This is a genomic window from Streptomyces sp. Ru62, from assembly GCF_002920615.1.
Taxonomy (GTDB): domain Bacteria; phylum Actinomycetota; class Actinomycetes; order Streptomycetales; family Streptomycetaceae; genus Streptomyces.
This window is the reverse complement of sequence record NZ_PQSU01000014.1, coordinates 114,351-130,247: the sequence shown is the minus strand read 5'-3', so window position 1 is coordinate 130,247 and position 15,897 is coordinate 114,351. Positions and strand designations below refer to the sequence as shown.

14 protein-coding genes are annotated in these 15,897 nt (G+C 72.8%); 8 read left to right on the top strand and 6 right to left on the bottom strand.

Going from position 1 to position 15,897, the window contains the following annotated elements; translation table 11 throughout:
* The first annotated feature begins 144 nt into the window (after nt 1-144).
* Together C3492_RS20490 and C3492_RS20485 are read left to right on the top strand one after the other, a co-directional pair.
* Nucleotides 145-1,128: a LysR family transcriptional regulator gene (locus C3492_RS20490; RefSeq protein ID WP_103813196.1), complete on the top strand. Its 984-nt coding sequence runs from the start codon at nt 145-147 to the stop codon at nt 1,126-1,128.
* 130 nt (nt 1,129-1,258) lie between these two features.
* A complete protein-coding gene (locus tag C3492_RS20485; protein WP_103813195.1) occupies nt 1,259-2,218 on the top strand; it encodes a serine hydrolase in 960 nt (319 codons plus the stop codon).
* A 151-nt stretch (nt 2,219-2,369) separates the two neighbouring features.
* Here C3492_RS20485 and C3492_RS20480 read toward each other — a convergent pair whose 3' ends face one another.
* Nucleotides 2,370-3,023 (bottom strand): response regulator transcription factor, encoded by a 654-nt coding sequence (locus C3492_RS20480; RefSeq protein WP_103813194.1) that lies wholly within the window; start codon nt 3,021-3,023, stop codon nt 2,370-2,372.
* Complete coding sequence (locus C3492_RS20475) at nt 3,020-4,222, bottom strand: sensor histidine kinase (RefSeq protein ID WP_258055777.1); 1,203 nt, start codon at nt 4,220-4,222, stop codon at nt 3,020-3,022. Before C3492_RS20475 ends, C3492_RS20480 begins: the two co-directional genes overlap by 4 nt.
* A 181-nt stretch (nt 4,223-4,403) precedes the next feature.
* On the opposite strand from C3492_RS20475, the gene C3492_RS20470 reads away from it, so the two are divergent.
* A complete protein-coding gene (locus C3492_RS20470; RefSeq protein WP_103813193.1) occupies nt 4,404-4,970 on the top strand; it encodes a heme-binding protein in 567 nt (188 codons plus the stop codon).
* A 98-nt stretch (nt 4,971-5,068) separates the two neighbouring features.
* Here C3492_RS20470 and katG read toward each other — a convergent pair whose 3' ends face one another.
* Together katG and C3492_RS20460 are read right to left on the bottom strand one after the other, a co-directional pair.
* Nucleotides 5,069-7,294 (bottom strand): catalase/peroxidase HPI, encoded by a 2,226-nt coding sequence (gene katG / locus C3492_RS20465; protein WP_103813192.1) that lies wholly within the window; start codon nt 7,292-7,294, stop codon nt 5,069-5,071.
* Between the two features lie 33 nt (nt 7,295-7,327).
* Nucleotides 7,328-7,765 carry a Fur family transcriptional regulator gene (locus C3492_RS20460; RefSeq protein WP_103813191.1) on the bottom strand — a complete coding sequence of 146 codons (438 nt, stop codon included), beginning with the start codon at nt 7,763-7,765 and terminating at the stop codon, nt 7,328-7,330.
* Between the two features lie 367 nt (nt 7,766-8,132).
* On the opposite strand from C3492_RS20460, the gene C3492_RS20455 reads away from it, so the two are divergent.
* The 5 genes from C3492_RS20455 (at nt 8,133) to C3492_RS20435 (ending at nt 13,621) form a co-directional block, all read left to right on the top strand.
* On the top strand, nt 8,133-9,122 hold the full coding sequence (locus tag C3492_RS20455; protein WP_103813190.1) for a hypothetical protein: 990 nt from the start codon (nt 8,133-8,135) through the stop codon (nt 9,120-9,122).
* A 106-nt stretch (nt 9,123-9,228) separates the two neighbouring features.
* Nucleotides 9,229-9,648, top strand: a complete 420-nt coding sequence (locus C3492_RS44680; RefSeq protein WP_181140470.1) for a hypothetical protein — start codon at nt 9,229-9,231, stop codon at nt 9,646-9,648.
* A gap of 208 nt (nt 9,649-9,856) precedes the next feature.
* On the top strand, nt 9,857-10,381 hold the full coding sequence (locus tag C3492_RS20445) for a (2Fe-2S)-binding protein (RefSeq protein ID WP_103813188.1): 525 nt from the start codon (nt 9,857-9,859) through the stop codon (nt 10,379-10,381).
* A 10-nt stretch (nt 10,382-10,391) separates the two neighbouring features.
* Nucleotides 10,392-11,393 (top strand): xanthine dehydrogenase family protein subunit M, encoded by a 1,002-nt coding sequence (locus C3492_RS20440; RefSeq protein ID WP_103813187.1) that lies wholly within the window; start codon nt 10,392-10,394, stop codon nt 11,391-11,393.
* A complete protein-coding gene (locus C3492_RS20435; protein ID WP_103813186.1) occupies nt 11,390-13,621 on the top strand; it encodes a xanthine dehydrogenase family protein molybdopterin-binding subunit in 2,232 nt (743 codons plus the stop codon). Before C3492_RS20440 ends, C3492_RS20435 begins: the two co-directional genes overlap by 4 nt.
* A gap of 34 nt (nt 13,622-13,655) precedes the next feature.
* On the opposite strand, the gene C3492_RS46660 is transcribed toward C3492_RS20435, so the two are convergent.
* The gene (locus C3492_RS46660) at nt 13,656-14,801 is read right to left on the bottom strand and encodes a PP2C family protein-serine/threonine phosphatase (protein WP_103813185.1); all 1,146 of its coding nucleotides are present in this window, start codon (nt 14,799-14,801) and stop codon (nt 13,656-13,658) included.
* A complete protein-coding gene (locus C3492_RS20425) occupies nt 14,798-15,592 on the bottom strand; it encodes a TetR/AcrR family transcriptional regulator (protein WP_103813184.1) in 795 nt (264 codons plus the stop codon). Before C3492_RS20425 ends, C3492_RS46660 begins: the two co-directional genes overlap by 4 nt.
* Nucleotides 15,593-15,897 lie beyond the last annotated feature (305 nt).

Sequence of the window (15,897 nt, the reverse complement as noted above, 5' to 3'; positions counted from 1 at the left end):
TCGGTCGGCGGGGTCGGTCGCCGGCGTCCGCACCGGCGTCGGTCTTCACCGGAGGCCGGCGACGGGCACAGCGAAACAGCGGGAGGCCACTCATGTCCAAGAGAGAACTTTGAAGGTCCCATACCGAATTGATATGAGTGCAGCATGGATCTCCTGGCGCACCTGGAGGCGTATGTGGCCACGGCCGACGAGGCGAGCTTCTCCCAGGCGGCCGACCGGCTCGGGATCGCCCAGCCGCTGCTCAGCCGCCGTATCAAGACGCTGGAGGAACACTTCGGCGGCTCGCTCTTCGACCGGTCCCGGCGGCAGACCGTGACCACCGAACTGGGCGTTCTCCTGCTCCCGTACGCCCGGGACGTGCTGGACCGGGCCCAGCGGTTGCGACAGGTCGCCCGCGCGGCCCGGCGGTCCCGGGTGTGCGCCGTCGGAGTGCCCGCGGACTGCGCCCCCGTCGCGCTGGCCCGGGCCCTCCGCGCCGGCGCCGAGCACGGGATCACCCTCGGCATACGGGAACTGCCGCCCCTGGAGCGGGTTTCCGGACTGGCCGACGGTTCGCTCGGGTACGCGCTGGTGCGGACCCCGCCGGAAGAGGCCGCGTTCCGGGCGCCGTTGGGGCTGGCGTCCGCGCCGGTGCCGGAGGGCAGCGGGACCGGGAGCGGGGCCTCGCGGCGTACGGTCCACCTCGAAGAGCTGCGGCCGCGCCGCGGTCGCACCGCCGGACCCGCCGCACCACCGCCCCTGCTGCTCCCGGCGGAGGACCAAGTGCCGTACTTCGAGGACCGGTTGTCTCGGGCAGCCGCGCGCGCCGGGCTGCCCGAGAGCAGGATCCGGCCGGCCGGCCCGGCGGCCACCGCGCTCGCCGAGACACTGGCCGGAAGCGGTGTGCTGCTGTGCACCGAGCCGTTCGCGCGGCAGCACGGGGCCCCTTGGAGACCCCTCGCCGACCCCGCCCTGCACCGGGGGTACGACGTGGGCGCCGCCCCGGGCCGCGACAGCGCGGGAACCGTACCGGGCTGGCTGGCCACACCGCTGGCAGCGGCCGTGGGCGCGGCGCCTGCCCGGCATGGCGGGCCGGTGCCGGGGGCCGGCGGCGAGGACGTGCACGCGCGGCTGGCGGCTCGCGGGTGAGCGGGCCAGGGTTTGCGGGGCAGCGCGGTAACGGCTTGCGGACGAGCGGGGCAACGGCTTCGCGGATGACTCTGGCAGACGGCTCACCGATGGGCTCGGCGGGCACCTCACCGAAAGGCACGACGGGTCGATGAACACCGCGCACCGCTCACCGGCCGGCACAGCACCGGCGCACCGGCCGGTGTACGTCGGCGACGACCGGGCCCTTCTCGATGTCGCCGAGGCCATAGCCGCGGACTGGACGGCGCTCGGCGTCCGCGGCTCCTTCCTCGCCCGTGACCTCGACAGCGGTGAGCAACTCGGCTTCGACATCGAGGAGTCGACCCCCCTGGCGTCGGTGGCGAAGGTCCCGCTCGCCCTGGTGGTGCTGGACCGGATCGCGCACGGTGACCTCGACCCGGCGCACCCCGTCACGGTGGATCCCGGCACCAGCAGCGTCGGTCCCACCGGGCTCGCCGCCTTCCGCCACCCGGCCACCGTGGCCGTCGGCGACCTGCTCGCGCTCATGCTGTCGGTGAGCGACAACGCCGCCGCGGACGCGCTGCTCGACCTGGTACCGGTGGCGGACGTCGACGCGCGGCTGCGCGCCTGGGGCTGCGACGGGATCCGGATGCGGCACCGGATGAACCACCTGTACGAGTGCGCCGCCGGTGCCGCCGGCAACGACTTCTCCCTCGCGCTGGAACTCGCCGTCCGGGACGAGGGGGCGGGCCGGCACACCATCGAGACCCTGGACCCGGCCCATGCCAACGCCGGTTCGGCCGCGGCGCTCGTCGGCCTGCTGGAGCACGTGTGGTGCGACGGGATCGCCGGTCCCGGGGCGACGGCGGAGCTGCGGCGGCTGATGGGGCTCCAGGTGTTCACGCAGCGGCTGGCGAGCGAGTTGCGGACGGACACGCTGCGGTGGAGCGGGAAGACGGGCACGTTCCTGCATCTCCGGCACGAGATCGGGGTCGTCGAGGCGGAGTCCGGGGAGCGGGTGGCGATCGCCGCGCTGACCCGGGCCGGACGGCGGGCGGGGCTGGCCCCGGACATCGACCTCGCGATCGGGGTGGCGGGGCGGGAGGCGTTCGAGGCGTTGCGGAGGTAGGGGGCTGTCGCGCGTCGGCGTCGCCGGGGGGAAGGTCGTCGCCCGGCCGCGGGTTTCCGGTGGCTCGTCGCGCCCACGCGGCCGAGCCGCACAGGGACACAGCCCCGCGCCCCTGGCGGCCGTCGTCCGGACCGGCGTTCCATGGCCCCGGTCAGGCCAGCAGGCGCTGTTCCTTCGCCACCGCCACCGCGCCCGCCCTCGTGTCCACGCCGAGCTTGTCGTAGATGCGCCGCAGATGCGTCTTCACCGTGGCCTCGCTGATGTAGAGGGCGCGGGCGATGGCGTGGTTGGAGAGGCCTCGCGAGAGGTGGGTGAGGATGTCGAGTTCGCGGGGTGTCAGGGTGGGGCGCGGGTTGCGGAGCCGGGACATGACACGGTCGGCGACCGGGGGCGAGAGGGCCGGGCGGCCCTGGGCGGCGGCGTGGATCGCCGTGAACAGGTCCTCGGCGCGCTCGGCCTTCAGCAGGTAGCCGGTGGCGCCCGCGTCGACGGCCCGGGTGACGTCGGCGTCGGTGTCGTACGTGGTGAGGACCAGGACGTGCGGGGCGGACGGCTCGGCGCGCAGCCGGCGGGTGGTCTCGACGCCGTCGATGCCCTCGCCCAGTTGGAGGTCCATGAGGACGACGTCCGGGGCGGTCCTGCGCGCGAGGGCGAGCGCCTCCTCACCGCTGCCGGCCTCGCCGACGACCTCGATGTCCGGGGCGCTGCGCAGGAGCGCCAGCAGTCCGGCGGGTACGACGGCGTGGTCGTCGCAGACGAGGATGCGCACCGGTGCCGGTGCGGCCGTCTCGGGGGTGTGGGTCATCTCGGCTCCAACGGGATCGCCGCCGACAGCGCGGTGCCCTCACCGGGTGCCGACTCGATCGTGAGGGTGCCGCCCAGCTGGCGCAGGCGGGCGCGGATGGCGGGCAGGCCGTGTCCGCGCGCGTCGGCCGGGGCGGCTCCGGGGGCGGGCGGGGTGCGCGGGTCGTAGCCGCGGCCGTCGTCCGTGACGTCGAGGACGATCTGGTCGTCCAGGCAGGTCAGGGTGAGGGTGGCGGTGGTGGCCGCCGCGTGTTCGCGGACGTTGGCGAGGGCGCCCTGGGCGATGCGCAGCAGGGCCGACTCCACGGGGGCGGGCAGCGGGACGGGTCGGCTGCCCTCGGCGTGGACGCGGACGGTGAGCGTGGCTGTCGTCTCGCGCTCGGCGACGGCGCGCAGTGCCTGGAGCAGGCCGCCGCCCTCGGCCAGGTCGGCCGGGGTCAGGTCGTGGACGAAGCGGCGGGCCTCGGCGAGGCTGCGCTCGGCGATCGCCGCCGCCGTACGGACGTGGTCGCGGGCGGTGCCGGGCGCGGTGTCCCAGAGGCGGTCGGCCGCCTGGAGCAGCATGCGCTGGCTGGACATGCCCTGGGCGAGGGTGTCGTGGATCTCCCGGGCGAGCCGTTCGCGTTCGGCGAGGGTGCCCTCGCGGCGCTCGGTGGCCGCCAGGTCGCGCCGGGTGCGCACCAGGTCGTCGATCAGGGCGTCCTGGCGGGCCGCCTGGCGCTGCATGACGACGAACACGGTGGTGGCCACGGCGGCCACCGCGGGCGGTGCCAGCAGCACGTTCGGGTCGGGCCAGCCGGCCAGGCGGAGCTGGGTGGCCACCGCGAGCGCGGTGAGGAGCGCGACCAGCGGGACCGCGGTGCGCGGTGGGAGGGTGCGCAGGCCGGTGTAGAAGAGCGGGACCGCGCACCAGGCGAAGCTCGGGGCGAGGACGACGAGGAGCGCCCACGCGGCGACGACGAGGCCGAGCCAGGTGAGGCGGCGCGGGCCGGGCCGGGTGCCGAGGGCAGGGCCGAGGACGTAGAGCGCGGCCAGCAGCACGGACAGGGCGATCACCCAAGGGGTGTGCGATCCGCCGGCGTGCCGGGCCAGGTAGCGGGCGGCGGACGCGGACAGCAGCACGAAGAACGCCGTGTGCATGACGACGGTGAGGGCACGGGTGTCGTCGCGCTCGGACAGGACCACCGCGGGCACCTCCATCTCCCCGCTGAACTGGGCAAACTCCCTCCATTGTGCCCACGCCCGGAACCTTCGGTGTCATCCGATCGGATGACCCCCGGGGCATCCGGTCCGGCGACGGAAGCCGGCCCGCAACGGGCCGAGGATCGGTTCCGGGAGCGACTCCGCCCCCGGCCCAGCCCCTACCGGAAGGTCCCTCAGCATGCCCAGCCGCAAGAAGCCGTCCCTGCGTGCCCGCGTCCTCGTGGGCGGCGCCGCCCTGGCCGTCGCCGGTGCCGGTGCCGTCGGCACGGTGGCCGCAAACGCCGCCGGCTCCACGGACGCCACGCCCGCCGCCGCTCCCGTCGCGGCCCGGAACGGAGAGCTGACCCGGAGCACGCACCTCACCCTGGACGCGGCGACGAAGGCGGCGCGCGCCGCGGTCGAGGCGGCCGAGAAGGACGGCCGGCACGTGTCCGTGGCCGTCGTCGACCGCAACGGCAACACGCTGGTCACCCTGCGCGGAGACGGGGCGGGCCCGCAGTCGTACGTGTCCGCGGAGCGCAAGGCGTTCACCGCGGTGTCCTGGAACGCGCCGACCTCCGAGCTGACCGAGCGGCTGGCGCAGGCACCGACCCTGAAGGACATCCCGGGCACGCTGTTCCTCGCGGGCGGTACGCCGGTGACCGCCGACGGCGCCCCGGTCGCGGGCATCGGTGTCGCGGGCGCCCCGTCGGGCGACCTGGACGAGCGGTACGCGCGGGCGGGCGCGGCGGCGCTGGGCCGCTGACGCGCCCGGTCCCGCCGGAAAGCAGGACGTCCGGGTCCGCCCAGCGGGGCGGACCCGGACGTGCTGTTCAACGGGTCAGGCGGGGTGGAGCCGGCCGGTCAGACGAGGTCGAAGCGGTCCGCGTCCATGACCTTGTTCCAGGCGGCGACGAAGTCCTTGACGAACTTCTCCTTCGCGTCGTCGCTGGCGTAGACCTCGGCGAGCGCGCGCAGCTCGGAGTTGGAGCCGAAGACGAGGTCGGCGCGGCTGCCGGCCCACTTCACCTCGCCGGTGGCGGCGTCGCGGCCCTCGAACGTGGTCTGGTCCTCGGAGGTCGCCTTCCACGTCGTCCCCATGTCGAGCAGGTTGACGAAGAAGTCGTTCGTGAGGACGCCGGGCGTCGTGGTGAGGACGCCGAGCTGCGACTGCTGGTGGTTGGCGCCGAGGACGCGCAGGCCGCCGACGAGGACGGTCATCTCCGGGGCGCTCAGGCCCAGCAGGTTCGCCTTGTCGAGGAGCAGGTACTCGGCCGGCAGCCGGTTGCCCTTGCCGAGGTAGTTGCGGAAGCCGTCCGCGGTCGGCTCCAGCGCCTCGAAGGACTCGACGTCGGTGTGCTCCTCGGTCGCGTCGACACGGCCCGGGGTGAAGGACACCTGGATCTCGTAGCCGGCTTCCTTGGCGGCCTTCTCCACGGCGGCGGCACCGCCGAGGACGATGAGGTCGGCCAGGGAGACCTTCTTGCCGCCGGAGGAGGCGTTGAACTCCTGCTGGACGTTCTCCAGGGTGCGCAGCACCTGGGCCAGCTGGTCGGGGTCGTTGACCTCCCAGCCGCGCTGCGGGGCGAGGCGGATGCGGGCGCCGTTGGCGCCGCCGCGCTTGTCGCTGGCGCGGAACGTCGAGGCGGACGCCCAGGCGGTGGTGACCAGCTGGGACACCGACAGGCCCGATTCGAGCAGCTTGGTCTTCAGGGTGGCGATGTCGGCGTCGTCGATCAGCTCGCCCTCGCGCTCCGGCAGCGGGTCCTGCCACAGCAGCGTCTCCTCCGGGACCTCCGGGCCGAGGTACAGCGACTTCGGGCCCATGTCGCGGTGGGTGAGCTTGTACCAGGCGCGGGCGAAGGCGTCCGCGAACTCCTCCGGATTCTCGTAGAACCGGCGGGAGATCGGCTCGTAGATCGGGTCGAAGCGCAGCGCAAGGTCGGTGGTCAGCATCCGCGGGCGGTGCTTCTTCGCCGGGTCGTGCGCGTCCGGGATGATCTCGGGGGCGTCCTTGGCCACCCACTGGTTGGCGCCGGCCGGGCTCTGCTCCAGCTCGTACTCGAACTCGAACAGGTTCTTGAAGAACCCGTTGCTCCACTGGGTCGGGGTGCTGGTCCAGGTGACCTCCAGGCCGGAGGTGATGGCGTCCCCGCCCTTGCCGGTGCCGTAGGTGCTCTTCCAGCCCAGGCCCTGGTCCTCCAGCGAGGCGGCCTCGGGGTCGGGGCCGACGTTGTCGGCGGGACCGGCGCCGTGGGTCTTGCCGAAGGTGTGGCCGCCTGCGATCAGGGCGACGGTCTCCTCGTCGTTCATCGCCATGCGGCGGAACGTCTCACGGATGTCGCGGGCCGCGGCGATCGGGTCCGGGTTGCCGTTCGGGCCCTCGGGGTTGACGTAGATCAGGCCCATCTGCACGGCGGCCAGCGGGTTCTCCAGCTCGCGGTCGCCGGTGTAGCGCTTGTCGTCCAGCCAGGTGGTCTCGGGACCCCAGTAGACGTCCTCCTCCGCCTCCCAGACGTCCGCGCGGCCACCGCCGAAGCCGAAGGTCTTGAAGCCCATGGTCTCCAGGGCGACATTGCCGGTGAGGATCAGCAGGTCGGCCCAGGAGATGCTCTGGCCGTACTTCTTCTTGACCGGCCACAGCAGACGGCGGGCCTTGTCGAGGTTGCCGTTGTCGGGCCAGCTGTTGAGCGGTGCGAAGCGCTGCTGGCCGGCCCCGGCGCCACCGCGGCCGTCGCTGATGCGGTAGGTGCCCGCGCTGTGCCAGGCCATACGGATCATCAGCGGGCCGTAGTTGCCGAAGTCGGCGGGCCACCAGTCCTGCGACGTCGTGAGCACCTCGGCGATGTCACGTTTCACGGCCGCGAGATCCAGCGACTCGAACGCCTCGGCGTAGTCGAAGTCCTCGTCGAGCGGGTTGGCCACGGCGGGGTTCTTCGCCAGGATCTTCAGGTTGAGCCGCTCTGGCCACCACTGGCGGTTGCCACCACCCTGGGCCGGGTACAGGGCCCGGTCGTGCGCGACGGGGCAACCGCCGCTCCCCTCCTCCGACTTCGCGTCTGTGACGATCGCGTCGTGGTTCTCAGTCATGGCAATCCTTCCGAACTGTGCGGAACTCGGTGCTCAGGAACGGCGGCCGGTGGAACAGTCGGGGCACAGGCCCCAGTACACGACCTCGGCCTCGTCGATGGCGAAGCCGTGGTCGTCGGCGGCGGTCAGGCAGGGCGCGTCACCGACGGCACAGTCGACGTCGGCGACGGCGCCGCAGGACCGGCACACGATGTGGTGGTGGTTGTCGCCCACACGCCCCTCGTACCGGGCCGGGTGGCCGGCCGGCTCGATACGGCGTACGAGACCCGCCGCGGTCAGCGCGTGAAGGGCCTCGTAGACGGCTTGCAGGGAGATGTGGCCTACGCGATCGCGGACTCCGGAGGCGATCGCCTCGACACCGAGGTGGTCGCCGTCCCGGACGGTCTCCAGCAGCGCGACGCGAGCTGCCGTCACGCGCAGGCCGGCACCGCGGAGCTCCTCGGCGGTGGTCGGGGTCGGGGAGGCGGTCATGCCGCCGAACCTATCCTCATAAACACGAGGGATTCAAGAAAACGAACGGTGCAATTTTGGCCTCGTGTCGTCGCCCCACGTCCACTTCCCCGCCCCCCTTCCACCCGCCGTTCCGCCCGCCGGACGCTTGCTCAGGCAAATGCATCCCGGGCCGGCCGGAGGCTCGTACCGGGCGTTCCCGCATCATGTTGCCCGGGACGGGCGCGATCCGCGCGGCGAGCCCGACAGTCCTGCGAACCGGTGACTCCGTGCACCCGACGCACACCCGCCGGTGCACGCCGCACAGCGGACGAGCCACAGAGCACATCAACCCGCCGAGTGAGAGACTCGTAGCCCGTCACCGAGGTGGCTGTCGGGAGGGACGCTCATGGACCTGGACGCCGTCGCCGACGAGCTGTACGGGCTGCGACCGGAGGAGTTCGTGGCCGCCCGCGACCGCCGCGCCCGGGACGCCCGCAAGGCCGGTGACCAGGCCCTCGCCAAGGAGATCGGCGCGTTGCGGAAGCCGAGCCTGGCCGCCTGGGTCAGCAATCTGCTGGTGCGCCGGCAGCGGGAAGAGGTCCAGCCGCTGCTCGGCCTCGGCGAGGAGCTGCGCCGCGCGCACCGCGAGCTGGACGGGACACAGCTGCGCAGGCTGGCCCGTCGGCAGAACGAGGTGATCGGCGCGCTGGGACGGCAGGCCCGGCGGTTGGCCGCGCAGGCGGGGCACCCGGTGAGCGAGGGCGTCCAGCGCGAGGTCGAGGAGACCCTGCACGCCGCGCTCGCCGATCCGGAGGCCGCGCGGGAGTGGGCGGCCGGCCGGCTGGTGAAGCCGCTCAACTCGACGATCGGGTTCCCGGCGACCGACGAGGCCGTGCTCGGCCGCCGGCCCGCGCCCGAGCCGAAGCAGCCTGCCGGGGGCGGGGGCCGCGAGGAAGACGAGGGCCGGAAACAGGACAAGAGCCGCGAGGACGGCGAGCGCCGGAAACAGGACCGGGACCGCGAGGAAGACGAGCGCCGGAGACAGGACAAGCGCCGGCGAGAGGACAAGGCCCGTGAGGAGGAGCAACGCCGACGCCGCGCCGAGGCACGCGAGGCCGAGCGGGAGCTGCGCGCACACGAGGAGGAGGCCGACGCCGCCGCGCGGGCGGCGGAGGAGGCCGGCGCACGGCTGACCGACGCGGAGGAGCGGCTCCGTGAGCTGCGGGAGCGGCTCCAGGACGCCGAGGAGGAGCAGCAGCGGGCCCGGGGCGCGGAGCGGGACGCCCGGGACCGGGAGCGGCAGGCCGGCCGCGCGGTCCGGGAGGCCCGGCGCCGGGCCGAGAAGGCCGCCGCGCGGGCGGAACGGCCGGCCATGGGTACGGGTGCTCGCGGCTGACGGCGTGGCTCTTCGACCGCACAGGGCGGCCCCCTGGCCCATCGCCACGAACACGCCGAAGGGGGCCGGCGCGGTGCCGGTCCCCTTGGCGACGGAACTATCGGCCGTGACCGCCACCACCACCGCCGTGGCCACCACCGCCGTGGCCACCACCGCCGTGACCACCACCGCCATGACCACCACCGCCATGACCTCCATGGCCGGAACCGTCATGGCCGTGGCCACCGTGACCGTATCCGCCGTGGTCATAGCCACCGTGGTCATAGCCGCCGTAGCCGTGACCGCCGTACCAGCCGTAGTCCTCGACGTCGTACCGGACGTTGTCATATCCCCGTCCGTAGCCTCCGTAGCCTCCATACCCTCCGTGGCCACCGTGGTCATCGACGGTGTGGTGGGCTGCCGCCGGGGACGCCGGAGCGGCGGAGGCCGACGCCGCGGCACCGCCCAGCGCGAGGGCGAGACCCGCCACGGCGGCGAGGGGCCACTTTGCACAACGCATAACCAGTCTCCTCTGCACAGTTTCTGAGGTGTTGTCAGTCGGGTCGGAGATGAGGGACCGTCATTCCGTTTTGTCCCTTATTTCCCTTTCAACCGTGCGTCGGCCGGGTGGAAGGGGCAAGCACCGAGGGGGGTAGCGGCTCTACCACCCGACTCCGCCCCCTACCAGAGCCGTACGGTTGCGGCACTTTTGAGGCGGTATGAGAATGAAACCGCCCTCTTGTTGGAGGTGACCCATGTCTGTACACGGTCCATCCCTCACCCAACGTGGGCAGACACTCGCGGAGCGGGGCCCTGGCCCGGTCAGGGTCACCCTGTCGGTGAACGGCGTGGAGCGGTCCCTGGAGATCGAGCCCCGTGTCAGCCTGCTCGACGCCCTGCGCGAGCATCTTCTCCTCACCGGCGCCAAGAAGGGCTGTGACCAGGGAACCTGTGGGGCCTGCACCGTCTGGGTGGACGGCACCCGCGTGCTGGCATGTCTGACACTGGCCCTGACGTGTGAGGGACGTGAGGTCACCACGATCGAGGGGCTCGCGGAGGGGGACGAACTGCACGCCATGCAGCAGGCGTTCATCACCGAGGACGCCTTCCAGTGCGGCTACTGCACACCCGGCCAGATCATGTCGGCCGTGGCACTGCTCAAGGAGGGGCACGCCGGCGACGACGGCGAGATCAAGGAGTGGATGAGCGGCAACATCTGCCGCTGCGCCGCCTATCCGCACATCCGGGCCGCGATCCGGGCCGTCCGCGACGGAACCTAGGAGCCCTGCCGTGCAGCCGATCACCTACGCCCGGGTCACCGACCCCGCTACCGCGGTCGCCGCCGTCAGCGCCGACCCCACCAGCGACTTCCTCGCCGGCGGCACCACCGAGATCGATCTGCTCCGCCAGAACGTCCTGCACCCCCGGCGGCTCGTGGACATCAACCACCTCCCGCTGACCGCCATCGAGCCGACCCGTGAGGGCGGCCTGCGCATCGGAGCCCTCGCCCGGATGAGCGAGGTCGCCGCGTCGCCCACGGTGCGTGAGCGCTACCCGATGATCTGCCAGGCACTGGAACTGGGTGCCTCGGCACAGCTGCGTCACATGGCGTCGATGGGCGGTAACCTGCTGCAGCGGGTGCGGTGTTCGTACTACCGGGACGCCCGCTCACCGTGCAACAAGCGTGATCCGGGCACGGGCTGCTCGGCGCTCGACGGGTTCAGTCGCGGCCACGCCGTCCTCGGCACCAGCGGACACTGCATCGCCGCTCACCCTTCGGACGTGGCCGTGGCGCTGATGGCGGTGGACGCGCGGGTGCACACCCTGGCCCCCGGGGGCGAGCGGACCTATGCCTTCGAGGACTTCTTCCTGCTGCCCGGCGATTCGCCGCACCGTGAGCACCCCATGGAACACGGTGAGCTGATCACGGCGATCGAGGTGCCCGCGATGCCCGTGGCCCGCCGCTCGCTGTACCTGAAGGTGCGGGACCGCGAGAGCTACGAGTTCGCACTCGTCTCGGTGGCGGCCGCGCTGTCCCTCGTCGACGGCACGGTGGCGGACATCCGCGTGGCGCTCGGGGGCGTGGCCACGAAGCCCTGGCGGGCGCAGCATGTCGAGGACTTCATGATCGGCGCCCCGGCGAACCGCGTCAACTTCGCCCAGGCGGCCCGGGCCGAACTGGCCGCCGCCCGGCCGACCCCCATGAACGCCTTCAAGGTCGACCTCGCCCAGCGTGCCGTCGTGCGTGCCCTGGAGACCCTCACCGACGACGGCACCGGGAGCCCGGCATGACGACCGCGACGGCCATCGGACAGCCCCTCGACCGCGTCGACGGCCGGTCCAAGGTCACCGGCAGTGCCCGTTACTCCGCCGAGACACCGGTGCCCGGCACGGCCTACGCCTGCCTGGTCGGATCCCGCGTCGCGAGCGGTCGTGTGACCGCGATCGATACCAGTACCGCGCTGGCCGAGGACGGAGTGCTCGCCGTCCTCACCCACCGGAACCTGCCGAGGATCGCGGAGCAGCCGCCGCTGGTCCCCTCGCTGGCCGGCACCGCGGCGCCGGGGCAGACGTTCTTCCCGATGCAGGACGACGTGATCCACTACGCGGGCCAGCACATCGCGATCGTCGTGGCCGACACCTGGGAACGGGCCCGGTACGCGGCGAGCGTGCTGCGCGTCCAGTACGAGGAGACACGGCCGGTGATCACCCTCGACCAGGGCCGCGACCGGGCGTACGTGCCCGATCGCATCTTCGGCGGCTGGCTGCCGGGCCGGATCCGGCGCGGGGACGTCGAGGCGGGCCTCGCCGAGGCCGACGTACGGGTGGAGGCGACCTACACGTACGCCGCGAACCACCACAACCCCCTGGAGGCGTCGGGCACCACCGCCGCGTGGGACGGCGACGAACTGGTGCTGCACGACTCGACCCAGGGCGTCAACGCCACGCAGATCACCGTCGCCCGGCTGCTCGGGATACCGCTGGCGAAGATCCGGGTCGTCACTCACCACGTGGGCGGAAGCTTCGGCTCCAAGGCCATGATCCACGACCATGCCGCGCTGGCCGCGCTGGCCGCGCGCGAGGTCGGCAGGCCGGTCAGGCTGGTGCTGACCCGCGAGCAGATGTTCACGTCGGTCGGACACCGCGAGGAGCAGGAGCAGATCATCGCCCTGGGCGCGACGCGTGACGGCCGGCTGACCGCGATCAGGCACCACAAGCTGTCGCCGACCTCGCACTTCGACGACTGGGCCGAGCCGTCCATCGGTGTCTCCTCGGAGATCTACGCCTGCCCGAACTTCGACGGGGTCTACCGGATCTTCCGGGCCAACACGATGACCCCGACGTTCATGAGGGCGCCCGGCGAGGCCAGCGGCATGCTCGCGCTGGAGTGCGCGATGGACGAACTGGCCCAGGAACTCGGCATGGACCCGGTCGAACTGCGCCTGCGCAACCACGCGGACGTCAGCCCCTCCTCGGGCCTGCCCTGGTCCAGCAGCGGCCTGCGCGAGTGCTACGAGCGGGGTGCCGCGCGCTTCGGCTGGGACGGCCGCGACCCCCGGCCGGGCGTGCGGCGTGCGGGGCACTGGCTGATCGGCACGGGCATGGCGAGCGCCGGCTACCCGGTCGCCCCGCCCGCCGGTCCGCAGCGGGCGCGGGCCCGTGTGTACGCCGACGGCACCGCGGTCGTCCAGGCCGCCACCCCCGACTTCGGCACGGGTGTCACCACGGTCATGACCCAGGTCGCCGCCGACGCCCTCGGCCTGCGGGTGGACCGCTGCCGGTTCGAGAACGGCGACACGGACCTGCCCACCATCGCGGCCGCGGTGGGCTCCGCGGGGGCGGGCATGATCAGTGCCGCCGTGCACAGTGCCGGGACCGCACTGCGCGACCAGCTCGTCCGACGGGCCGTCGCCGACGCCGGCTCCCCGCTGCACGGCGCCGACCCGCTCCACGTGGTCGTGCGGGACGGGGTGATGACCGCCGGGACGGCCTCCGAGTCGTACGCCGATCTGCTCCAGCGGAATTTCCAGCCCGACGCCGAGGCACTCGGCGTGTGGACTCCGCCGGGCGGGGACACCGGGTTCGCGATGATGACGTTCGGGGCGCAGTTCGCGGAGGTGGCCGTCGACCCGGAGCTGGGCCTGGTCCGGGTGCGGCGCATGACCGGGGCCTTCGCTCCCGGCCGGGTGCTCAATCCGAAGACGGCCCGGAGCCAGTTGATGGGCGGCATGCTCTGGGGCCTCGGCCAGGCGCTGCTGGAGGCCAACCACATGCACCCGCGCACCGGGCAGTGGGCCAACGCGAGCCTGGGCGAGTACCTGGTCGCGGTCAACGCGGACGCTCCCGACATCGACGTGGAACTGGTCGAGGTCGACGACGGCGTGGTGAACCCGCTGGGCGTCAAGGGCGTCGGGGAGATCGGTCAGGTCGGCGCCGCCGCCGCGATCGCGAACGCCGTGCACCACGCGACCGGCCGCCGGGTGCGGCGGTTCCCGATCACCGTCGAAGACCTGCTGTGACGTCCGGCCGGGCGGGGTCACGTGGCTCCGTCCGTCAGCCGGCGGCGGGCGTCCCGTCGCGTTGTACGACCATCATGGCCATGTCGTCCTGGACCAGTCCGCCCGCGTGGTCGCGCAGATCGGCGACGATCTCCCGCAGGAGCGGGCGGGGGTCGAGGTCGGACCACTTCGCCAGGCGTTCGCCGAGCGGGTAGAACGTGCCGTCGCTGTCGCGGGTCTCGGTGACCCCGTCGGTGTAGAGCAGGATCCTGTCCCCGACGTGGAAGGGGAAGGTCGCCGCCGTGTAGGTGGTGTCCGACAGGGCGCCCAGACCGAGCGGTGGGGCGGGGTCGGTGACGTGGAGCGCGGTCGCGGTCCCGGAGGACCGGCTCAGCAGGAGGGGCGGCGGATGCCCGCAGCTGATCATGTGCAGCACGGGCTGGTCGTCCGGGATGTCGAGCACGACGGCGGTGACGAAGCGTTCCCCGACGTCCGGATCGACTTCCGAGAACTCTTTGAGGCCCCAGTGGACGGCGTCCTCGACGTAGGCGACGAGTTCGGGCAGCGGGACCGGGCGGTGGGCGGCGGCGCGGAAGGCGCCCAGCACGATGGCGGTGTCGCTGATGGAGGCGAGGCCCTTGCCGCGGACGTCCCCGATGACCAGGCGGGTGGAGCGGGCGGTCCGGGCCGCGGCGTAGAGGTCGCCGCCGATGTAGGTGTCGGCCTCGGCACTGCGGTATTCGCTGGCGAGGGACAGCGGTCCGGCGCGCGTGGGAAGCGGACGCAGGACCACGCGTTGCGCGGTGTCCGAGACCGCACGCGCTCTGACCAGTTCCCGTCCGCGCCGGTCCCGCAGGTGGGTGAAGGCGACCAGCAGCACGCAGAGCGCGGTGAGTGTGCCCAGTTCGACCAGCACACTCTCGGTGACGAGGGTTCCCCGCTCCGTGCCGGCGGCGATCAGCGCGAGGACCGCGAGCGTGCCGACCAGCGTCGTGGCTCCCGGGCCGTAGGCCATGGCGGTGAACGCGGTGGCGACGACCAGGAGGTGGGCGAGATGGATGTCCGGCGGCAGGAACGCGTCGGCCGTCGGGATGGCGATGACCAGCAGCAACGGGACGGCCAGCCAGAGCGGATGGGGTGATCCCCGGTCGCAGGCGGGCAGGACCTCGGTGGTGGATGTCTTCGTCGTCGCAGCCGTCACGTCGTGCTCCGGTCCGGGGTGCAGGATCCATTGGTACGGGATGCGTTGGTGCGGGATCCGCTGGTGCGGGATGAGCCGGCGCGGGATCCGGGTGTGGCGCCGTCGTCGATGAGCCGGGTGAGCCATTCGGCCAGCAACGCCCGTTCCGCCGGGGTGAACGAGCGTGGAGGGTCGCACCGCAGCAGCGCCGCCAGGGTGGTCGCGGCCCGCCGGGTGCTCACCGGCGGGGACGCGTCGCACGTGGACGCCTCCGGCGTGAGGACCCCGGCCAGCACCACGTCCCTGACCCGCGCCGACAGGTCGGTGCCGGACCGCATGCCGGGCCGGGTCAGCAGGGTGAGCGCGACACCGGTGTTCGCCGAGATGACGATGTCGGCCGCCCGGTCCGGCTCGACCGCGAGGCGCCCCGCCTGTGCCACGCGCTCCAGCGTGGCGTGCAGCAGCGCGTGCATCTCGTCGATCGCCTTGGGTACGCAGGCCGGCCCGGGGGCGGCCATCAGGCGGTACAGGTTGGGGTGCTCCAGAGCGAACTGGGTGTGCTGGTCCCAGCCGCGCCGCAGGTCCGCGATCGGATCGGCGGTCGGCTCGGCGGCCCGTTTGGCGGCCAGGTACCGCGCGAACCCCTGATCCACGACCGCGGCCAGGAGGCTGTCCTTGTCACCGAAGAGGCGGTAGATGACCGGCTGTCGCACACCCGCCTTCTCGGCGACGCCGCGGGTGGCCACGTCCCCGGTGGGTGACGCCTCCAGCAGTTCGGTCGCCGCCTCCAGGATCAGCGATCTATTGCTCATGTTATCGACGATACCAGTGGTCGCTTTAATCGGAACATACTTCTGCTTTTCCGGATTTGCCCCCCTTGTAGGCGGCACCAGTGACTCAGCCGTGGGCGCGGAGGTGGCGCCGGTCGGCGGCGGGTCCCGCACAACGACTGTCCGGCGGACACGCTCACCCGTGCGGGTGCACGCGGTCCCGCCGTCCGTGGCATGGACGGCGGTCCGTCGTTCGGCAGCAGTGTGATGTTTCCCCTGGGGCGTGAGGGACCGGGGGCCGACGGGCAACGTTCCCCTTCATGCCCCACGCGATCCCCCTGCGGCAG

Coding starts and splice junctions, on each gene's coding strand:
- C3492_RS20490 (WP_103813196.1), top strand. CDS start 145: ATGGATCTCCTGGCGCACCTGGAGGCGTATGTGGCCACGGCCGACGAG.
- C3492_RS20485 (WP_103813195.1), top strand. CDS start 1,259: ATGAACACCGCGCACCGCTCACCGGCCGGCACAGCACCGGCGCACCGG.
- C3492_RS20480 (WP_103813194.1), bottom strand. CDS start 3,023: ATGACCCACACCCCCGAGACGGCCGCACCGGCACCGGTGCGCATCCTC.
- C3492_RS20475 (WP_258055777.1), bottom strand. CDS start 4,222: ATGGAGGTGCCCGCGGTGGTCCTGTCCGAGCGCGACGACACCCGTGCC.
- C3492_RS20445 (WP_103813188.1), top strand. CDS start 9,857: ATGTCTGTACACGGTCCATCCCTCACCCAACGTGGGCAGACACTCGCG.
- C3492_RS20470 (WP_103813193.1), top strand. CDS start 4,404: ATGCCCAGCCGCAAGAAGCCGTCCCTGCGTGCCCGCGTCCTCGTGGGC.
- C3492_RS20460 (WP_103813191.1), bottom strand. CDS start 7,765: ATGACCGCCTCCCCGACCCCGACCACCGCCGAGGAGCTCCGCGGTGCC.
- C3492_RS20455 (WP_103813190.1), top strand. CDS start 8,133: ATGGACCTGGACGCCGTCGCCGACGAGCTGTACGGGCTGCGACCGGAG.
- C3492_RS20435 (WP_103813186.1), top strand. CDS start 11,390: ATGACGACCGCGACGGCCATCGGACAGCCCCTCGACCGCGTCGACGGC.
- C3492_RS20425 (WP_103813184.1), bottom strand. CDS start 15,592: ATGAGCAATAGATCGCTGATCCTGGAGGCGGCGACCGAACTGCTGGAG.
- katG (WP_103813192.1), bottom strand. CDS start 7,294: ATGACTGAGAACCACGACGCGATCGTCACAGACGCGAAGTCGGAGGAG.